At 67.0% G+C, this 18011-nt stretch carries 16 protein-coding genes; 3 read left to right on the top strand and 13 right to left on the bottom strand.

The window, feature by feature from the left end; translation table 11 throughout:
* Positions 1 to 5: 5 nt before the first annotated feature.
* From bamB to ndk, 6 genes are all read right to left on the bottom strand, one after another.
* Positions 6 to 1361 (bottom strand): outer membrane protein assembly factor BamB, encoded by a 1356-nt coding sequence (gene bamB, locus SLW55_RS10350; protein ID WP_017910712.1) that lies wholly within the window; start codon positions 1359 to 1361, stop codon positions 6 to 8.
* A complete protein-coding gene (locus SLW55_RS10345) occupies positions 1361 to 1999 on the bottom strand; it encodes a tetratricopeptide repeat protein (protein WP_320745060.1) in 639 nt (212 codons plus the stop codon). Before SLW55_RS10345 ends, bamB begins: the two co-directional genes overlap by 1 nt.
* A gap of 64 nt (positions 2000 to 2063) precedes the next feature.
* Complete coding sequence (locus SLW55_RS10340) at positions 2064 to 2939, bottom strand: RodZ domain-containing protein (RefSeq protein WP_017910710.1); 876 nt, start codon at positions 2937 to 2939, stop codon at positions 2064 to 2066.
* A complete protein-coding gene (pilW, locus tag SLW55_RS10335) occupies positions 2936 to 3727 on the bottom strand; it encodes a type IV pilus biogenesis/stability protein PilW (protein WP_026143845.1) in 792 nt (263 codons plus the stop codon). The genes SLW55_RS10340 and pilW overlap by 4 nt, the downstream gene beginning before the upstream one ends.
* A 13-nt stretch (positions 3728 to 3740) precedes the next feature.
* Positions 3741 to 4922, bottom strand: coding sequence for a 23S rRNA (adenine(2503)-C(2))-methyltransferase RlmN (rlmN, locus tag SLW55_RS10330; RefSeq protein ID WP_267108513.1), 1182 nt, complete (start codon positions 4920 to 4922; stop codon positions 3741 to 3743).
* Positions 4923 to 4957: 35 nt separating this feature from the next.
* On the bottom strand, positions 4958 to 5383 hold the full coding sequence (ndk, locus tag SLW55_RS10325) for a nucleoside-diphosphate kinase (protein ID WP_002812972.1): 426 nt from the start codon (positions 5381 to 5383) through the stop codon (positions 4958 to 4960).
* Positions 5384 to 5597: 214 nt separating this feature from the next.
* On the opposite strand from ndk, the gene SLW55_RS10320 reads away from it, so the two are divergent.
* The 3 genes from SLW55_RS10320 (at position 5598) to SLW55_RS10310 (ending at position 9995) form a co-directional block, all read left to right on the top strand.
* Entirely contained in the window at positions 5598 to 6230 is a 633-nt protein-coding gene (locus SLW55_RS10320; RefSeq protein WP_017910707.1) for a TetR family transcriptional regulator, read from the top strand.
* Between the two features lie 34 nt (positions 6231 to 6264).
* Entirely contained in the window at positions 6265 to 8637 is a 2373-nt protein-coding gene (locus SLW55_RS10315) for a 3-hydroxyacyl-CoA dehydrogenase/enoyl-CoA hydratase family protein (RefSeq protein ID WP_152181412.1), read from the top strand.
* A 152-nt stretch (positions 8638 to 8789) separates the two neighbouring features.
* Complete coding sequence (locus SLW55_RS10310; RefSeq protein ID WP_017913732.1) at positions 8790 to 9995, top strand: acetyl-CoA C-acyltransferase; 1206 nt, start codon at positions 8790 to 8792, stop codon at positions 9993 to 9995.
* Between the two features lie 462 nt (positions 9996 to 10457).
* On the opposite strand, the gene galU is transcribed toward SLW55_RS10310, so the two are convergent.
* The 7 genes from galU to rpsA form a co-directional block, all read right to left on the bottom strand.
* Positions 10458 to 11339: a UTP--glucose-1-phosphate uridylyltransferase GalU gene (gene galU, locus SLW55_RS10305; RefSeq protein WP_026144715.1), complete on the bottom strand. Its 882-nt coding sequence runs from the start codon at positions 11337 to 11339 to the stop codon at positions 10458 to 10460.
* Positions 11339 to 13249: a nucleoside-diphosphate sugar epimerase/dehydratase gene (locus tag SLW55_RS10300; RefSeq protein WP_320745058.1), complete on the bottom strand. Its 1911-nt coding sequence runs from the start codon at positions 13247 to 13249 to the stop codon at positions 11339 to 11341. The genes galU and SLW55_RS10300 overlap by 1 nt, the downstream gene beginning before the upstream one ends.
* Positions 13249 to 14238, bottom strand: a complete 990-nt coding sequence (locus tag SLW55_RS10295; RefSeq protein ID WP_320745057.1) for a glycosyltransferase family 4 protein — start codon at positions 14236 to 14238, stop codon at positions 13249 to 13251. The genes SLW55_RS10300 and SLW55_RS10295 overlap by 1 nt, the downstream gene beginning before the upstream one ends.
* A complete protein-coding gene (lapB, locus tag SLW55_RS10290) occupies positions 14238 to 15416 on the bottom strand; it encodes a lipopolysaccharide assembly protein LapB (RefSeq protein ID WP_017910701.1) in 1179 nt (392 codons plus the stop codon). Before lapB ends, SLW55_RS10295 begins: the two co-directional genes overlap by 1 nt.
* A 6-nt stretch (positions 15417 to 15422) precedes the next feature.
* On the bottom strand, positions 15423 to 15722 hold the full coding sequence (locus SLW55_RS10285; protein ID WP_010342891.1) for a LapA family protein: 300 nt from the start codon (positions 15720 to 15722) through the stop codon (positions 15423 to 15425).
* A gap of 73 nt (positions 15723 to 15795) precedes the next feature.
* Complete coding sequence (locus SLW55_RS10280; protein WP_010342890.1) at positions 15796 to 16101, bottom strand: integration host factor subunit beta; 306 nt, start codon at positions 16099 to 16101, stop codon at positions 15796 to 15798.
* Between the two features lie 80 nt (positions 16102 to 16181).
* The gene (rpsA, locus tag SLW55_RS10275; protein WP_010342889.1) at positions 16182 to 17861 is read right to left on the bottom strand and encodes a 30S ribosomal protein S1; all 1680 of its coding nucleotides are present in this window, start codon (positions 17859 to 17861) and stop codon (positions 16182 to 16184) included.
* Positions 17862 to 18011: the final 150 nt, after the last annotated feature.

The raw sequence follows: 18011 nt of genomic DNA, 5'->3' as shown, positions 1-18011 counted from the left end.
TCTTGTTATTGACCCAACCGGAACGCGGTCAGGTCGCCTTTCGTGTTCTGCATCAGCAGGATCCCGTCCGCGACCACCGGCTGCGCCACCAGCGGCTTGCGGCCGACCCGCTCGCGCGCGGCGAACTCGCCGTTGTCGAGCCGGAGCCAGTGCAGATAGCCCTTGTAGTCGCCGACCACGGCGTAATCGCCCTGGATCGCCACGCCGGTCAGCGACCGGCGCGCCAGCCCCGGCTGCGACCACATGGCCGATCCGGAGGCCTTGTCCAGCGCCCACACGGTGCCGGCGTTGTCGGCCACCACCACGTTGCCGGAACTGACGCCGACACCGCCGGCGCCGCCGTGATCGCGGTTCCACAGCGGGCGGCCGCTCGGGCCTTCCAGCGCCACGGTCTCGTTCTTGAAGCTGGTCGCATACAGCGTGGTACCGTCGAGCACCGGAGCGCCGTCGACGTCGGCCATGCGCTCCAGCTCGGTGCGGCCTTCCGGCACGCCGATGGTCTGCTCCCACAGCACGCGACCGTCCTGCATCGCCAGCGCGGCCAGCGTGCCGTCGTCGTTGCCGATGAACAGCACGCCCGGACCCGCCACCACCGGCGCATTGCCGCGCACGGTCAGACTCGGCAGTTCCTGCGCATTGAACCAGCGCTGCTGCCCGGTCGCCGCATCGAAGGCGGTGGTGCGGCCGTCGTTGCTGCGCACGAACACCATGTTCTGCGCGATCACCGGCGCGGCGATCACTTCGTTGGGCACCTTGGCGCGCCACTTCTCGGTGCCGTTGGCGGCATCGAGCGCGATCACGGCGCCGTCCAGCGCACCGACGACCACCAGGCCGTCGCCCACGCCCGGGCCACCGGCAAAGCGCGGCAGCGGACGCTTCTTCTCGAGCCGCTTGCGCTCCTTGGCCTGCTGCTTCTCGTTGCGCAGGCGCTGCTTGTAGGCGGCGCGCTCGTCCTTGGACAGGTTCTTGCCGGACTCGCTCTCGACCTGGCTCTTCGGCTGGTCCTCGGCCTGCGACAGCTGCTGCTTGCGCGCCTGCTTGGCGTCGTATTCCCAAATGGTCTTGCCGGTCTGCAGATCCAGCGCGTACACCGTGCCGGAGGTCGCGGCCGCATACACCTTGCCGTCGGCCACCACCGGGCGCTGGCGCACGCCGATCTGGCGCTCACCCTTGCCGGCGTCGGTGGACCACAGCTTCACCACCTTCACCGACGGGGTGAACTTCACCAGTTCGGCCGGCTCGGCGGCTTTCTTGGCGGCCGCATCCTTGCCGGCGAACCAGCCCTTGACGGTGGTGCAGCCCGACAAGGCCAGACCCAGCAGGGCCACGGTGGCGACACGCTTGAACATGACTACCTTCATCAGATCGGCTCCGCGGCATTCGGCACGCTGCCGCCCGCATCCATCAATTTCGTTTCGACCACGCGCCGCTGCGGCGAGGCCACGTCCAGGCTGGTCAGCGCCTTGGCGTACGCATCGCGCGCCGCCTCGCGCTTGCCCTGCGCGATCAGCGCATCGCCGCGAATCTCCAGACCCTGCGAATCGGTGGCAGAGGCCACCAGCGCCAGCGCGTCCTGCGGCTTGCCGCCGGAAATCAGCAACCGCGCCACGCGACGGTCGACCAGCACCTTCATTTCGCCGTCGGCCTTGAGCGCGCGCAGCGTGGTCAACGCGGCATCGGACTTGCCGGCATCGACCTGCGCCTTGGCCAGGCGCAGCGCCGCCAGTTCGGCGTAGATGTTGGTCGAGCCTTGCTGCAGTTCGGCCATGTCCTTGGCCGCCTTGTCCAGCTGATTGGCCTGGATGCTCTTGAGCACCGCTTCGTAGCGGGTATTGGCCTGGGCCAGATCGTTGGACCGCTGCTTGGTCCACCACTGCCAGCCGATGATCGCGCCAAGGCCCAGGACGATGCCGCCGATCAGGCCGGCGCCGTTTTTCCTGAGCCAAGTGCGGACGCGTTCGCTTTGTTCGTGCTCGTCGAGCAGGTCGTCAATCGCCATGCGTACTCTCGCCCCGCCGCTGCGACGGGACATGAAATGTTGAAGATGAGGAACCGCGCCGCCGTCACTCGGAGGCGGGCACCACGGAACCGTCAGAGGATACCGCAAAGCGCGCCACGTTCGCGCGCCTGAACGGGGTCAGATCCACGGTACTCCCGGATTGCTGAACCTGGACCGCGGAGGCATTGCCCAGCACCACACGCCCGACCTGCCCCGGCGCATACGTGCGGGTCTCGCCGGCCTTCAGCAGTGCCTTCTCCACCGGCGTGCCGTCGGGCGCGAGGATCTGCACCCAGCTGTCGCCCTGGAACGACAGGCTCAGACTGTTCTTCTCCGGCTCTGCCGCCGGACGCGGCATCGGCGTCAGCGAAGCGATGTACGGCGCCGCGGCGCTTGGCGCCGGACGCGTGGCCGCCGGCGTGGTCGGCACCGGCGCAGCAGCACCGTTGGCCGGCGTCGCCGTCGCGGCAGCGGTCGTGCCCGGCGTGCCAGGCACCACGTCCAGCGAGGCGGTGCTGGGGCCGTTGTCGTCGGCGAAATGGCTACGGGTGGCGTACCACACCGGCACCGCCAGTCCGGCGGTGATCACCACGTAGACCATGCGCCGCGTGGCGCTTTCGAGCATGCGCCGCAGCGGCGGCGTATGCGTGTGGCTGATCAATTCGACCGGCTGCACCGGCGCGATCTGCGCGGTCTGCAGCAACGGCTCCAGGTCGACGCCGAGCAGGCGCGCGTAGCTGCGCAGCTGCCCGCGGACAAAGACCGGCGCGCCAAGGCGCTGCCACTGCTCCGACTCGAGTGCCTGCACCACATGCACCGGCATGCGCAGTCGGCTGCCGACGTCGTCGATGCTCAGGCCGGCCGCTTCGCGCGCTTCGCGGAGCTGTTGCCCGCAGCCTTTGGCGCCATCGAAAGCGTTCGGATTGGAATCACTGATCACAATGCACTAGCCCCGGGTGTCGTGGTCGCGGCGTCGGGAAACTCCTTGCGCAACCGCTGTTGGTAACGGCCGGCGGCAGCCTTGTCGCCCAGCCTTTGCTCAATCTGAATAGCAAGTTGTAACACGGAAGCGGTGGCAGGCGCAGCCGCCAGACGCCGCTCGGAGAAGGCCCGTGCCTCGAAAAAGCGCCCTTGCGCGACCTCGTTGCGGGCCATCGCCTCGAGTGCGTACGCGTTGTCCGGATCCAGCTCCAGCGCCTTGCGCAGGTCGCGCTCGCCACGCTCGCGCTGGCCGACCTGCAGTGCGCAGCCGCCAGCGTTGGCCAGCGCCGAGGCCGGCGTGGCGTAGTCCTGCAGCGCGAGCGCGCGGTCGAACCAGGCCAGCGACTCCGCCGGCGAGCCGTTCGCGCACAGCCAGGCGCCGTAGTTGTTCAAGGTCGCGCCGTTGCTCGGCGCCAGCTCGGCGGCCTTGCGGTAGTACCCGCCGGCGGTCGCGGCATCGCCCTTGCGATCGGCGACCACCGCCAGCACGGTCAGTGCGTCGACCGAGTCGGCGTCCACTGCCAGCGCCTTGCGCGCATGCGTCTGCGCTGCGTCCAGGTCGTTGGAGGCAAGCCCGTTGGCGGCCAGGCCCAGTTGTTCCTGCAAGGCCACGCGCGACTTCACCGCGCGGCTGTCGCGGAAGGAATAATGCGGCTGCACCTGTTCGGCGGTGCGCACGGTGCCGGTCTTGGCAGCGATCCAGTTGCAGCCCGGCAAGGCCAGCACTGCGATCGCCACCACCGCGATGGAACGCCCTTGGCTACGCCGCCGCATCCCGATCCGCCCGCGTCTGCAATTCGCGCTTGAACTCGGCCTGCCGGCGGGTACGGTCCATGACCTGCCCCTTGAGCTGCCCGCAGGCCGCATCGATGTCGTCGCCGCGCGTGCGCCGCACCATGGTCAGCACCTGTGCGTCCAGCAGGATCTTCTGGAACGCACGGATCTCGGTCTCGCCGGAGCGCTCGTAGCGCGTGCCCGGGAACGGATTGAACGGGATCAGGTTGACCTTGCCAGCGTTCGACGCTTGCACCGCATTGTCGAACTGGCGCATCAGCCGCGCCAGTTGCCGCGCATGCTCGGGCTGGTCGTTGATCCCCTTCATCAGGGTGTATTCGAAGGTCACCGACTCGCGGCGCTTGTTGGCGCGCAGATAGCGCGCACAGGCGTCCATCAGTTCGGCGATCGGGTACTTCTTGTTGAGCGGGACCAGGGTCTCGCGCAGCGCGTCGTTGGGCGCATGCAGCGACACCGCCAGCGACACGTCGCTCTCGCTGGACAGGCGGTCGATCTGCGGCACCAGGCCCGAGGTGGACAGGGTCACGCGCTTGTTGGCCAGGCCGTAGCCCAGGTCGTCGCGCATCACGCTCATGGCGCGCACGACGTTGTCGAAATTCATCAGCGGCTCGCCCATGCCCATCATCACCACATTGGTGAGGCGGCGCATCTGGTGCGGCACGTTGCCCAGATGCCGCGCCGCCACCCACACCTGGCCGATGATCTCGGCGGTGGAGAGGTTGCGGTTGAAGCCCTGGGTGGCGGTGGAGCAGAAGGTGCAGTTGAGGCCGCAGCCGACCTGCGAGGACACGCACAGCGTGCCGCGGGTCTTGTCGGGGATGTAGACGGTTTCGATCGCGTTCTTGCCGTCCACGCCCATCGCCAGCAGCCACTTGTGGGTGCCGTCGACGGAAGGCTTGTCGAACACGATGTTGGGGACGACGACCTCGGCATGCTGCTGCAGCTTGGCGCGCAGCGCCTTGCCGAGGTCGGTCATCTGGTCGAAGTCGGTGACGTAGCGGTGGTGGATCCACTTCATCACCTGGTGGGCACGGTAACGCGCTTCGCCGAGGGTCTCGGCGAAGAAGCGCTCCAGCCCCTCGCGATCGAGGTCGAGCAGATTCTGCTTGGCCGCCGCGCCGGTCCGCACGGGATCGGCGATGGCCAAGGGAGGATGGACGACCTCGTTCACGACGACCTCGCTTAGCGCGAAACCACTTCAGTGGCGGCGAAGAAATACGCCACTTCGTTGGCGGCGTTCTCGACCGAATCCGAGCCGTGCGCGGCGTTGGCGTCGATCGAATCGGCGAAGTCGGCGCGGATGGTGCCCGGCGCAGCGTCCTTCGGGTTGGTGGCGCCCAGCAGGTCGCGGTGCGCGGCCACGGCGTTCTCGCCTTCCAGCGCCTGGATCATCACCGGGCCGGAGATCATGAACTCGACCAGCGCATTGAAGAACGGACGCTCGCGGTGCACGGCGTAGAAGCCCTCGGCCTCGCGGCGCGACAGCTGCTTGTACTTGGCGGCCACGACCTTCAGGCCGGCCTTCTCGAAGCGCGAGTAGATTTCGCCGATGACGTTCTTGGCGACGGCATCGGGCTTGATGATGGACAGGGTGCGCTCCAGCGCCATGGGAAGTTCTCCGTTGGGCGGGCCACTGAAGGCCCGAGGTTAACATGAAAAAAACCCGCGTCAAAACGCGGGCTTAGCCAGAATTGCGATGGACAATTCTATCCAATCGGCGCCGGCTTTGCACGGCCAGGCTGAATCGTGCTGCAAAGCAGCATGACGCACTCACCGCCCGGGCCTAGACTCAAACAATCGTTTGATTGATTCTGGCGGCCGCATGGCAAAGCAAGCGCACTTCTCGACCAAGGACCGCATCCTCAGTGCGGCCGAGGAACTGTTCGCGCAACACGGCTTTTCCGGCACCTCGCTGCGCCAGGTCACCAGCCAGGCCGACGTCAACATCGCCGCGGTGAACTACCACTTCGGGTCCAAGGAAAACCTGGTCAACGAGGTGTTCCGGCGGCGCATGGACGAAATGACCGCCGCGCGCATGGCGCAGCTGGAAACCGCGCAACGGCAGCATCCCGGCCAGCTCGGCCCGGTGCTGGCCGCCTTCGTCGAGCCGGCCCTGGCGATGGCCCAGGAGCGGCAGAGCGGCGGCGCCTTTGTGCGGGTGATCGCCCGCGCCTACGCCGAGAACAACGACAGCCTGCGCCAGTTCCTGTCCGACCACTACGGCCATGTGCTGCGCGAATTCGGCAAGGCCATCGCCGCCTGCGTGCCCGGGCTGAGCAAGCAGGAACTGTACTGGCGCCTGGATTTCCTGGCCGGCGCCCTGACCTACGCCATGGCCGACTTCGGCCTGATCAAGCGCCCCGCCGGCGTCAGCGAGGGCGCGCACCGCGCCCACGCCGCCCGCGAACTCATCCGTTTCGCCGAAGCCGGCTTCCTCGCCCATTCGGTTCCCTGATCCCGCAAACGTTGACCCACAGAGGCTGATCGCTATGTCCAATCCCCTGCTCGTCCGCCGTGCCGCCGTCCTGGGCGCGGGCGTGATGGGTGCGCAGATCGCTGCGCACCTGACCAACGCCGGCGTCGACACCGTGCTGTTCGACCTCCCCGCCAAGGAAGGCCCCGCCGATGGCGTGGTGCTCAAGGCGATCGCCAACCTGACCAAGCTCAGCCCGGCGCCGCTGGCCAGCACCGCGCTGGCCGAAGCCATCACCCCGGCCAACTACGACTCCGGCCTGGAGCAGCTGCGCGGCTGCGACCTGATCATCGAAGCCATCGCCGAGCGCATGGACTGGAAACAGGACCTCTACAAGAAGATCGCGCCGTTCGTGGCCGACCATGCGGTGCTGGCCTCCAACACCTCCGGCCTGGGCATCAACGCCCTGTCCGACGTGCTGCCGGAACAGCTGCGCCACCGCTTCTGCGGCGTGCACTTCTTCAACCCGCCGCGCTACATGCACCTGGCCGAGCTGATCCCGGCCAAGCACACCGAGCCGTCGGTGCTGGAAGGCCTGGAAAGCTTCCTGGTCACCACCCTGGGCAAGGGCGTGGTCTACGCCAAGGACACCCCGAACTTCATCGGCAACCGCATCGGCGTGTTCTCGATCCTGTCCACCATCCACCACACCGAGCAGTTCGGCCTGGGCTTCGACGAGGTCGACGGTCTCACCGGCCCGCTGGTCGGCCGTCCCAAGTCGGCCACCTACCGCACCTCCGACGTGGTCGGCCTGGACACCATGGCGCACGTCATCAAGACCATGGGCGACACCCTGCCGAACGATCCGTGGCATGCTTTCTTCAAGGCGCCGAAGTGGCTGGAGGCGCTGATCGGCAAGGGCGCGCTGGGCCAGAAGACCGGCGCCGGCATCTTCCGCAAGGTCGGCAAGGACATCGTGGTGCTGGACCTGCAGAAGCAGGACTACCGCCCGGCCGACCGCGCCGCCGCACCGGAAGTCGTCGAGATCCTGAAGATCAAGAACCCGGCCGAGAAGTTCGCCAAGCTGCGCGAGAGCCAGCATCCGCAGGCGCAGTTCCTGTGGGCGACCTTCCGCGATCTGTTCCACTACAGCGCCTACCACCTGGCCGACATCGCCGAGACCGCGCGCGACGTGGACCTGGCGATCCGCTGGGGCTACGGCTGGGCGCTGGGTCCGTTCGAGACCTGGCAGGCCGCGGGCTGGAAGCAGGTCGCGCAGTGGATCGCCGACGACATCGCCGCCGGCAAGAGCATGAGCAGCGCGCCGCTGCCGAACTGGGTGTTCGATGGCCGCGACGGCGTGCACGCCGCCGAAGGTTCGTACAGCCCGGCGCGCGACGCCAAGCTGCCGCGCTCGGCGCTGCCGGTGTACAAGCGCCAGCGCTTCCCCGATCCGCTGCTGGGCGAGAAGTTCGCGCAGGGCGAGACCGTGTTCGAGAACGACGGCCTGCGCATGTGGCACGACGGCGACGACATCGCCGTGGTCAGCTTCAAGACCAAGATGAACACCGTCTCCGACCAGGTGCTGGACGGCCTGCAGGAAGCGGTGGGCCGCGCCGAGAAGGACTTCAAGGGCCTGGTGCTGTGGCAGCACAAGGAACCCTTCTCCGCCGGCGCCGACCTGGCCGGCGCGCTGGGCCTGCTGCAGGCCGGCAAGGTCGATGCGTTCGAGGCGATGGTCGCCAACTTCCAGGCCACCAGCCAGCGCATCAAGTATTCGCTGGTGCCGGTGGTCGCGGCGGTGCGCGGGCTGGCGCTGGGCGGCGGTTGCGAGTTCCAGATGCACAGCGCCAAGAGCGTGGCTGCGCTGGAGAGCTACATCGGCCTGGTCGAGGCCGGCGTGGGCCTGCTGCCGGCCGGTGGCGGCCTCAAGGAGATCGCGGTGCGCGCGGCGCAGGCGGCGGGTCCGGGCGGCGACGTGTTCGCCGAGCTGAAGAAGACCTTCGAGACCGTGGCCATGGCCAAGGTTTCCACCTCGGCGGTCAACGCCAAGGAACTGGGCCTGCTGCGCGGCACCGACAAGGTGGTGTTCAACAGCTATGAATCGCTGTACATCGCCAAGGCCGAGGCGCGCGCCCTGGCCGAGGGCGGCTACCGCCCACCGCTGCCGGCGCGACGCATCCAGGTCGCCGGCGACGTCGGCATCGCCACCTTCAAGATGCTGCTGGTCAACATGCTGGAAGGCCGCTTCATCAGCGAATACGACTACGAGATCGCCACCCGCATCGCCACCGTGCTGTGCGGCGGCGAGGTCGATCGCGGCGCGCTGGTGGACGAGGAATGGCTGCTCAAGCTCGAGCGCAAGCACTTCGTCGAACTGGCCCAGCAGGAAAAGACCCAGGCGCGCATCGGGCACATGCTGAAGACGGGTAAGCCGCTTAGGAACTGAGAATCGGGAATGGGGAATCGGGAATGGAAACGCATTCCCAGCTCCTCCTTCTACCCCTAATTTTCTGCCGGAAATAGGACTGCTGCAGATCGCGCGAATCGCTTTACGATTCCCGACTCCCCATTCCCTATTCCCGGCTTTCGGAGAAAGCCATGAGCAAACAGATCCAGGAAGCCTACATCGTCGCCGCCACCCGTACCCCGGTCGGCAAGGCGCCCAAGGGCATGTTCCGCAACACCCGTCCCGACGACATGTTGGCGCACGTGCTGCGCGCGGTGGTCGCGCAGGCACCGGGCATCGACACCTCGCGCATCGACGACGCGATCATCGGCTGCGCGATGCCCGAGGGCGAGCAAGGCATGAACGTGGCGCGCATCGGCGTGCTGCTGGCCGGCCTGCCGAATTCGGTGGCCGGACAGACCATCAACCGTTTCTGCTCCTCGGGCATCCAGGCGGTGGCGCTGGCCGCCGACCAGATCCGCCTGGGCAATGCCGACCTGATGCTGGCCGGCGGCACCGAATCGATGTCGATGGTGCCGATGATGGGCAACAAGGTCGCGCTGTCGCCGAGCGTGTTCGCCGACGACCACGTCGCCATCGCCTACGGCATGGGCATCACCGCCGAGAAGGTGGCCGAGGAATGGAAGGTGTCGCGCGAGGACCAGGATGCCTTCGCCCTCGCCTCGCACCAGAAGGCCATCGCCGCGATCGCCGCCGGCGAGTTCCGCGACGAGATCAGCCCCTACGAGATCCTCTCGCACCAGCCCGACCTGGCCGGCAACGTCATCGCCCTGCGCAAGAAGCTGGTCGATACCGACGAAGGTCCGCGTCCGGACAGCTCGATCGAAGGCCTGGCCAAGCTGCGCCCGGTGTTCCGCAATGGCCAGTTCGGCGGCAGCGTCACCGCCGGCAACTCCTCGCAGATGAGCGACGGCGCCGGTGCGGTGCTGCTGGCCTCCGAGCAGGCGATCAAGGACTACGGGCTGACCCCGCTGGCTCGCTTCGTCAGCTTCTCGGTCGCCGGGGTGCGTCCGGAAGTGATGGGCATCGGTCCGATCGAGGCGATTCCGAAGGCGCTCAAGCAGGCCGGCCTGAGCAAGGACCAACTGGACTGGATCGAGCTCAACGAAGCCTTCGCCGCGCAGTCGCTGGCGGTGATCCGCGACAGCGGCCTGGACCCGTCCAAGGTCAATCCGCTGGGCGGCGCCATCGCCCTGGGCCATCCGCTCGGCGCCACCGGCGCGATCCGCACCGCCACCCTGGTGCACGGCCTGCGTCGCCACAAGCAGAAGTACGGCATGGTCACCATGTGCATCGGCACCGGCATGGGCGCCGCGGGGATCATCGAGGCGCTGTAAGCGCGCGGCGCCCTACCCTCATCCCGCCATGCGGGCCACCCGACGGGAGAGGGGAGCAGTACACAGCCCCTCTCCCACCGGGAGAGGGGTTGGGGTGAGGGTACGGCGCGAAACGACTCGCGATGCAAGGCAGCGCTGGGTTTCGTTGTACGTAGCGGCACCCGTACCCTCATCCGCCCCTTCGGGGCACCTTCTCCCGGTGGGAGAAGGGAGGAGAGATCTCGATGGCTGAAGCAGCGTCGCGCACGCTCAAGCCCCTCTCCCTCCGGGAGAGGGGTTGGGGTGAGGGTCCGGCACCAAGCGCGTGTTGTACAGACCAGCGCACAAACGGAAAAGGCAGCCTCGCGGCTGCCTTTTCCGTTTGTCATCCGATTCGGCTTATCCGGATCGAATCAGCCGCCAGACGCTCCTGGATCGGCACTCAGCCAGCGCACCGCTCTGCAGCGGCGCGCAGCACCAGGCTCATTCCTCCGCGAGCATCTGCGTGAGCTTCGCACGCGCCGGCTTGGCCAGCTTCTTGTTCTCCAGCGCAAACCGGATGGTCGCCTCGACCAGGCCCAGGTGGGTCCCGCAGTCGAAACGGGTGCCCTCGAAACGGTAGGCGTCCACTTCCTCGCTCTTCAGCAGCGCGGCGATGGCGTCGGTCAGCTGGATCTCGCCGCCCGCACCGGTGCCGGTGCTTTCCAGCAGTTCGAAGATCTTCGAGCTGAGCACGTAGCGCCCGACCACCGCAAGATCGCTCGGCGCGTCTTCCGGCTTGGGCTTCTCGACGATCTGCGCGATGCGGCCCTTGCGGCCGTCGAAGGCCTCGGTAGCCACGATGCCGTAGCTGGCGGTATTCTCGTGCGGCACGTCTTCCACCGCGATCACGCTGGCGCCGCTGCGTTCGTTGAGATCGGCCATCTGCTTCAGCGCGCCGTCGCCACGGTTCCAGATCAGGTCGTCCGGCAGCAGCACCGCGAACGGCTCGTCGCCGATGACCGACTTGGCGCACAGCACGGCGTGGCCCAGGCCCAGCGCTTCGGCCTGGGTCACGAAGACCGCGCGCACGCCGTCCGGCAGCACGTGGCGGATCATTTCCAGCTGCTCGTGCTTGCCAGCACGCTCCAGCTTCTGCTCCAGTTCGTAGGCCTTGTCGAAATAATCCGCGACCGCGTGCTTGTAGCGGTTGGTGACGAAGATCAGGGTGTCGCACCCGGCTTCGATCGCCTCGTCCACGGCGTACTGGATCAGCGGCCGATCGATGATCGGCAGCATTTCCTTGGGAACGGTCTTGGTGGCGGGAAGGAAGCGGGTACCCAAACCTGCCACCGGGAATACTGCCTTGCGGATTCTCTTGCTCATCAGAGCCTTCTGGCCTCGCGTGCGGGGAATGGAACGATGGTAGCGGAGCCGTCGTGACCGTCTTGCTGACGCAAGGGCGCGAACTCCGGCATGGTCATGCGCAACACCTTCTCGATGGTGTCGCTGTCGTAATCGGCCACGGCGGCGCGCAACTGCTGCACGCCGCGCAGCACGTCCTCGCGCGAGAAGCTGCGCACGCCGGCCTCGAGGATCTTCGGGTGCGAGGTGGGCCGGTAGTTCTCGTCGGCGTAGAACAGCGTCTCGTGCAGCTTCTCGCCCGGACGCAGGCCGGTATAGACGATGGCGATGTCGCGCCCGGGCTGCTTGCCCGCCAGGCGGATCATCTGCTCGGCCAGCAGGCGGATCGGCACCGGCTCGCCCATGTCCAGCGTATAGATGGCGCCATGCGACGCAGAGGCCGCCGCCTGCACGATCAGCTGGCTGGCTTCGGGAATGGTCATGAAGTAGCGCGTCACCTGCGGATCGGTGACCGTCACCGGGCCGCCCTGGCGGATCTGCTCGCGGAACAGCGGCACCACGCTGCCGGCCGAGTCCAGCACGTTGCCGAAGCGCACGGTGACGAAGCGCGTGCTCACCGCCTGGTCGTCCAGCGACTGGCACACCATTTCGGCGTAGCGCTTGGACGCACCGAGCAGATTGACCGGATTGACCGCCTTGTCGGTGGAAATGAACACGAAGGTCGAGACCTTGGCCGCGACACAGGCGCGCGCCACGTTCTCGGTGGCCAGCACGTTGTTGCGTACCGCCTCGCGGCACTGCCGCTCCAGCAGCGGCACCTGCTTGTAGGCGGCGGCATGGAACACCGCGTCCGGCTCGGCCACCTGCATGGCGTGGCGGATCACCGCCGGATCGCCGCAATCGCCGAGCACGCAGTCGATCTCCAGATCGGGGAACGTGCGGTGCAGGTCGGCATGGATGGTGATCAGCGCCAGCTCGTTGATCTCCAGCAGCACGATCTTGCGCGCGCCGTGACGCGCGCACTGACGGCACAGTTCCGAGCCGATCGAGCCGCCGGCGCCGGTGACCAGCACGGTCCGCCCGGACAACCAACCCTTGATCAGCTTCCAGTCCGGGGTCACCGGCTTGCGCCCGAGCAGGTCCTCGATCGCGACCTCCTTGAGCTCGCCCGGCAGATAATGGCCTTCGAGCACGTCGAGCAGGCGCGGCACGGTGCGGAACGGCAGGCCGGTGCTTTCGCAGATCGCCACCACACGCTGCATGCCGGCCGCGTCCAACGACGGGATCGCGATCACCAGCAGCTTGGCGGCGGTTTCCTTGGCGATCGCGCCGGCTTCGTCGATGCGGCCGAGGATCGGCAGGCCCTGCAGCTTGGCGCCGTACAGGTGACCGGCATCGTCGACGAAGCCGACCGGATGATAGGCGCCGGAACGGCGCAGGTCGCGCACCAGCGCCTCGGCCGCGCGGCCTGCGCCGACGATCAACACCCGCCGCGCGGTATCGTCCGAGTGCGCGATCTGATAATCCTTCCAGGCGCGGTACAGCAGGCGCGGTGCGCCCAGCAGCGCCGACAGCGCGAACGGATACACCATCAGCACCGACAGCGGGATCGCGTCGAAGCGGCTGTAGGCCAGCCCCAGCACGATCGCCACCAAGCCATAGAAGCTGGCCTTAAAGATATTGAGCAGGTCCGGGACGCTGGCAAAGCGCCACAGGCCGCGGTACAGGCCGACCTTCCAGAACACCAGCCCCTGCGCCAGCAGCACGATGGCGGTGTTGAGGTTCCACAGCGGCAGCGGGTGCTCGCCGGGGAGCATTGTGTAGCGAGCGGCGTGCAGCAGCTGCCAGCAGACCCAGACGATGGCCAGATCGTGGACAACCACGGAGGCCTTGGGAAACAGTTCGGTGACTCGGTCGCGCGTGGAAAGCATCAGTGATCCGTGAGAGTTCGGCGCATCCGGTTGCGCAAGGCCAGCCAAAGCACACCTGCCGAACAGAACCAGGCGATCGTCAGACCGGCCTGCGTGCCCGCATCCAGGGGCCTGCCCAGCCGCGCAATTGTAATCGCGACAATGCTGAACAGACCGTAGGCGAGCGTGACGACAGTATGGCTACTGCCGGTGTGTACCCAACGCTGGTAAAAATGTTGCGCGTGCGGTTGCCACCAGCGTTCGCCGACGAGCATGCGCGAGACGAGCGTGAAGCCTGCGTCGATGGCAAAGGCCGACAGCGGCAATGCCGGCAGCCAGGGCGCCTGGCCGCCGGCGACGAGGCACCAGGCGAACAGCGCGGCGATCAGGTAGCCAAGCGCGCCACTGCCGACATCGCCGAGGAAAATGCGCGCCCGGGGGTAGTTGAACGGCAAAAATCCCGCGCAGGCCACCAGCAGCACCCAGCACGGCCAGCGCAGCGGCGCCGGCAGCAGGCAGGCGAACCCCAGGGCGGCGAGCATCGCCTGGCTGCCGGCCAGTCCATTGATGCCATCCATGAAATTCCAGATATTGATTAGCGAAACCGTTGCCAACCACACCAGCGCGACGATCCACAGCGGTTGGCTCGCCTTGTAGACAATTGCAGCCAGCAGGGTCGCGGCGACCGCATGCACCAGCAATCGCAGCACCGCCGATAGCGACCGGTGGTCGTCCCACCAGCCGACGCCAGCGACCAGCACCAGGCCGGCGGCGACGGTCGCGATGCCCGCGCCGTGCTGCGGCCATTGCAGGGCCGCCCAGCCGCAGGCCAGCAGCACCGCCGCCACGATCGCCACGCCGCCGCCGCGCGGCGTGGCCACGGTGTGGCTGCGCCGCTCGCCCGGCGCGTCCATCAACTTGCGTTTGAGTGCGTACTGGCGCGACAGACAGGTGCCGGCCGCGCTGAACACCCCGAGCGCCAAGAGCAGCGCGGCTCCTGCGATGGGCACTACACCACCGCGTAGTTGAGCAACGGCTTGACCGTGCCCCACTCCTTGCAGCTGGGGCATTGCCAGTGGTGGGTGCGCGCGCCGAAGCCGCAGCGGGTGCAGCGGTAGCTGGGATTGCGCACCAGCAGTTGGTCGGTAATGTGCTTGAGATCCTGCAGAGTCGCGGTGGAATCGGCGCCCTCGGCCAGGGTCAGGTCGATCAGCGCGGACTCGCCGCGCACCGACGGCCGGTCCTTGAGCTGCCGGCCCAGGTAGGAACGCGCGGCGGAAATGCCTTCTTGCGACTCCATGAGCCGGGTCAACGCCAGCACCGGGGCGATACCGCGGTAGTGCTCGGTCATCTCCGACAGGAACGCGCGCGCGCCGCTGAGATCGTTGCCGCGGCGGTAGCACTCCATCAGCGCCGGCATGATCTCCGGCAGGTAGTCCGGGTCGTGGCGCGCGGCGCGCTCGAAGGCGCGGATGGCGGCCTCGTCGTTGCCGTCGTCGACATCGATGCGCCCTTCCAGGATGCCGGCACGCACCGACTTGGCATCGGCCTGGTAGGCGCGCGCGATCGCCTCCCGCGCCAGGTCGTTCTTGCCCGAGGCGCGGTAGCGGTCGGCCAGTTCGCATTCGAACTGGGCGATCAGCTTGCCCATCGGCTCGCCGGTCACCTCTTCGTAACGTGTGGCGTTGTCGATGGCCTTTTCCCAATCGCGCTCGGCCTGGTAGATGCCGATCAGGTGCTTGAGCGCCTGCGGCGCGCGCTGGTCGATCTGCGCCAGTTCGGTGAACACGGTTTCGGCGCGGTCCAGCAGCCCCGACTTCATGTAGTCCTCGCCCAGCGCCAGCAAGGCCTGCACGCGTTGCGCGTCGCTCAGATCGCCGCGCTGGACCAGGCCCTGATGCAGGCGGATGGCGCGGTCGACCTCACCGCGGCGACGGAACAGGTGGCCCAGCGCGACCTGGGTCTCGAAGGTTTCCTTGTCCAGTTCGGCGATGTGCAGGAACAGCTCGATCGCCTTGTCCGGCTGCTCGTTGAGCAGGTAGTTGAGGCCGCGGAAATAGGTGCTGGACAGCCGGCTGACCTGGGTATCGCCATGGCGCTGGCCGCCACGGCGGCCGATCACCCAGCCGCTCAATGCCGCCAGCGGCAGGAACAGGAAGAACCAGAACCACTCGGTCAGAAAGTCCATCGAAGATCAGCGTCCGTCCAAGGGCTGGTGGGCATGGGGGGAGACCGGCGCGACGGCCGGGGCAGCGGCGTTCGCGGCCTTGTTGGCACGACGCAGCTTGGCATACAGGGGGATCACCAGGGCCGCCAGGACCAGCGAGGCGCCGATCAGCACGCCGGCGAACAGCGAGACGATGATGGCGATACCGGAGGTGGTGGCGATGCTGGAGAACACGAAGTTGATCTGGATCGGCTGCGAATTGAGCGACCCGATGACCAGGCCGGCCAACAGCAACACCAGCAGGATCAGCAGTCGTGCAATCTTCATGAGCAACTCCAGCGTCGGGAGACACTAGATTAGCCGAACAGGCGTGGATTCCGGCAAGCGCCGGACGCCGGGCTCAGGGCGTGTCGGATTCGACCGGGACGACGCCGCTCACGCGCTCGCGCAGCTCCTTGCCGGGCTTGAAATGCGGCACGTGCTTGCCGGGAAGCGCGACGGACTCGCCGGTCTTGGGATTGCGTCCCAGGCGCGGCGGCCGGTAGTGCAGGGAAAAGCTGCCGAAGCCGCGGATCTCGATGCGATCGCCGCCGGACAGGGCGCCGCCCATCATTTCCAACAACGACTTCACCGCCAGATCGACGTCGTCCGACTTCAGATGCGCCTGCTTGCGCGCCAGGATTTCGATCAGCTCGGATTTGGTCATTTACGGATGCGTGCAGTGGGGTCGCAACCTGGCACGGCCCGGGAACACCGGGCCGTGCCAGTAACGCTGCGTGTGGCGGATTACTCGGACTTGTTGCCGTTCAGCTGCGCACGCAGCAGCGCGCCCAGCTGGGTGGTGCCGCCCGACGCGGACTGGTATTCCTCCAGCACTTCGCGCATTTCGGCATCGTCCTTGGCCTTGATCGACAGCTGCAGGGTGCGGCCCTTGCGGTCCATGCCCACGAACTTGGCTTCGATCTTGTCGCCGACCTTCAGGTGCTGGCTGGCGTCGTCGACGCGCTCGTTGGCGATGTCGCGCGCGGCGACGTAGCCTTCGATGCCGTCGGCCAGGTCGATGGTGGCGCCCTTGGCGTCCACTTCACGCACCACGCCCTCGACCTTCGAGCCCTTCGGGTTGGCGGCCATGTACTGGCCGAACGGATCCTGCTCCAGCTGCTTGACGCCCAGGCTGATGCGCTCGCGCTCCGGGTCCACCGCCAGCACCACGGCTTCCAGCGTGTCGCCCTTCTTGAAGTTGCGCACGATGTCTTCGCCGGTGGTGTTCCAGCTGATGTCGGACAGATGCACCAGGCCGTCGATGCCGCCGTCCAGGCCGATGAAGATGCCGAAGTCGGTGATCGACTTGATCTGGCCGGACACCTTGTCGTTCTTCTTGTGGGTGGCGGCGAAGGTCTCCCACGGATTGGCGGCGACCTGCTTCATGCCCAGCGAGATGCGGCGACGCTCTTCGTCCACGTCCAGCACCATCACTTCGACTTCGTCGCCGACCTGCACGACCTTGGACGGGTTGACGTTCTTGTTGGTCCAGTCCATCTCGGACACGTGCACCAGGCCTTCCACGCCCGGCTCGATCTCGACGAACGCGCCGTAATCGGTGACGTTGGAGACCTTGCCGAACACGCGGCTGTTGGCCGGGTAACGACGCGCGATGTTGTCCCACGGATCCTCGCCCAGCTGCTTCAGGCCGAGGCTGACGCGGTTACGCTCGCGATCGAACTTCAGCACGCGCACGTCCAGCTCGTCGCCGACGTTGACTACTTCGGACGGATGGCGCACGCGCTTCCAGGCCATGTCGGTGATGTGCAGCAGGCCGTCGATGCCGCCCAGGTCCACGAACGCGCCGTAGTCGGTCAGGTTCTTGACCACGCCCTTCAGGATCGCGCCTTCCTGCAGCTTGTCCATCAGCTGCTCGCGCTCTTCCGAGTGCTCGCTCTCGACCACCGCACGACGCGAGACCACCACGTTGTTGCGCTTGCGGTCCAGCTTGATCAGCTTGAACTCCAGTTCCTTGCCTTCCAGGTAGGCCGGGTCGCGCACCGGGCGCACATCCACCAGCGAACCGGGCAGGAACGCGCGGACATCCTTGATGTCCACGGTGAAACCACCCTTGACCTTGCCGCTGATGCGGCCGGTGATGGTCTCGTTCTTCTCCAACGCTTCTTCCAGCTCGTCCCACACCATGGCGCGCTTGGCCTTCTCGCGCGACAGCACGGTCTCGCCGAAGCCGTTCTCGAGCGAGTCGAGCGCGACCTTGACCAGGTCGCCTTCGGCGACGTCGATTTCGCCAGCGTCGTTACGGAACTGCTCGATCGGCACGATGCCTTCGGACTTCAGGCCGGCGTTGATCACCACCACGTCGCCGCGGACTTCCACGACGGTACCGGTGACGATGGCGCCGGGCTTCAGCTTGGCCAGGTTGGCTTGGCTAGCTTCGAACAGTTCGGCAAAAGATTCGGTCATTTGAAATTACTCTAGTGGACACACGGACAGGGCGTTTTCTTCTGGAAAACAGCGACTGTCCACCTGTTAGTCGGCCCGAACAGCGGCCGGGTGTGGAATGGAAAAACCGCAGCGCGGAATTGCGCAGCGGAGCCTTTAACGCTATCGGTG

The sequence above is a fragment of the Xanthomonas sp. LF06-19 genome (genome assembly GCF_034105425.1).
Classification (GTDB): domain Bacteria; phylum Pseudomonadota; class Gammaproteobacteria; order Xanthomonadales; family Xanthomonadaceae; genus Xanthomonas_A; species Xanthomonas_A sontii.
This window is presented reverse-complemented; position numbering and strand designations above follow the sequence as displayed.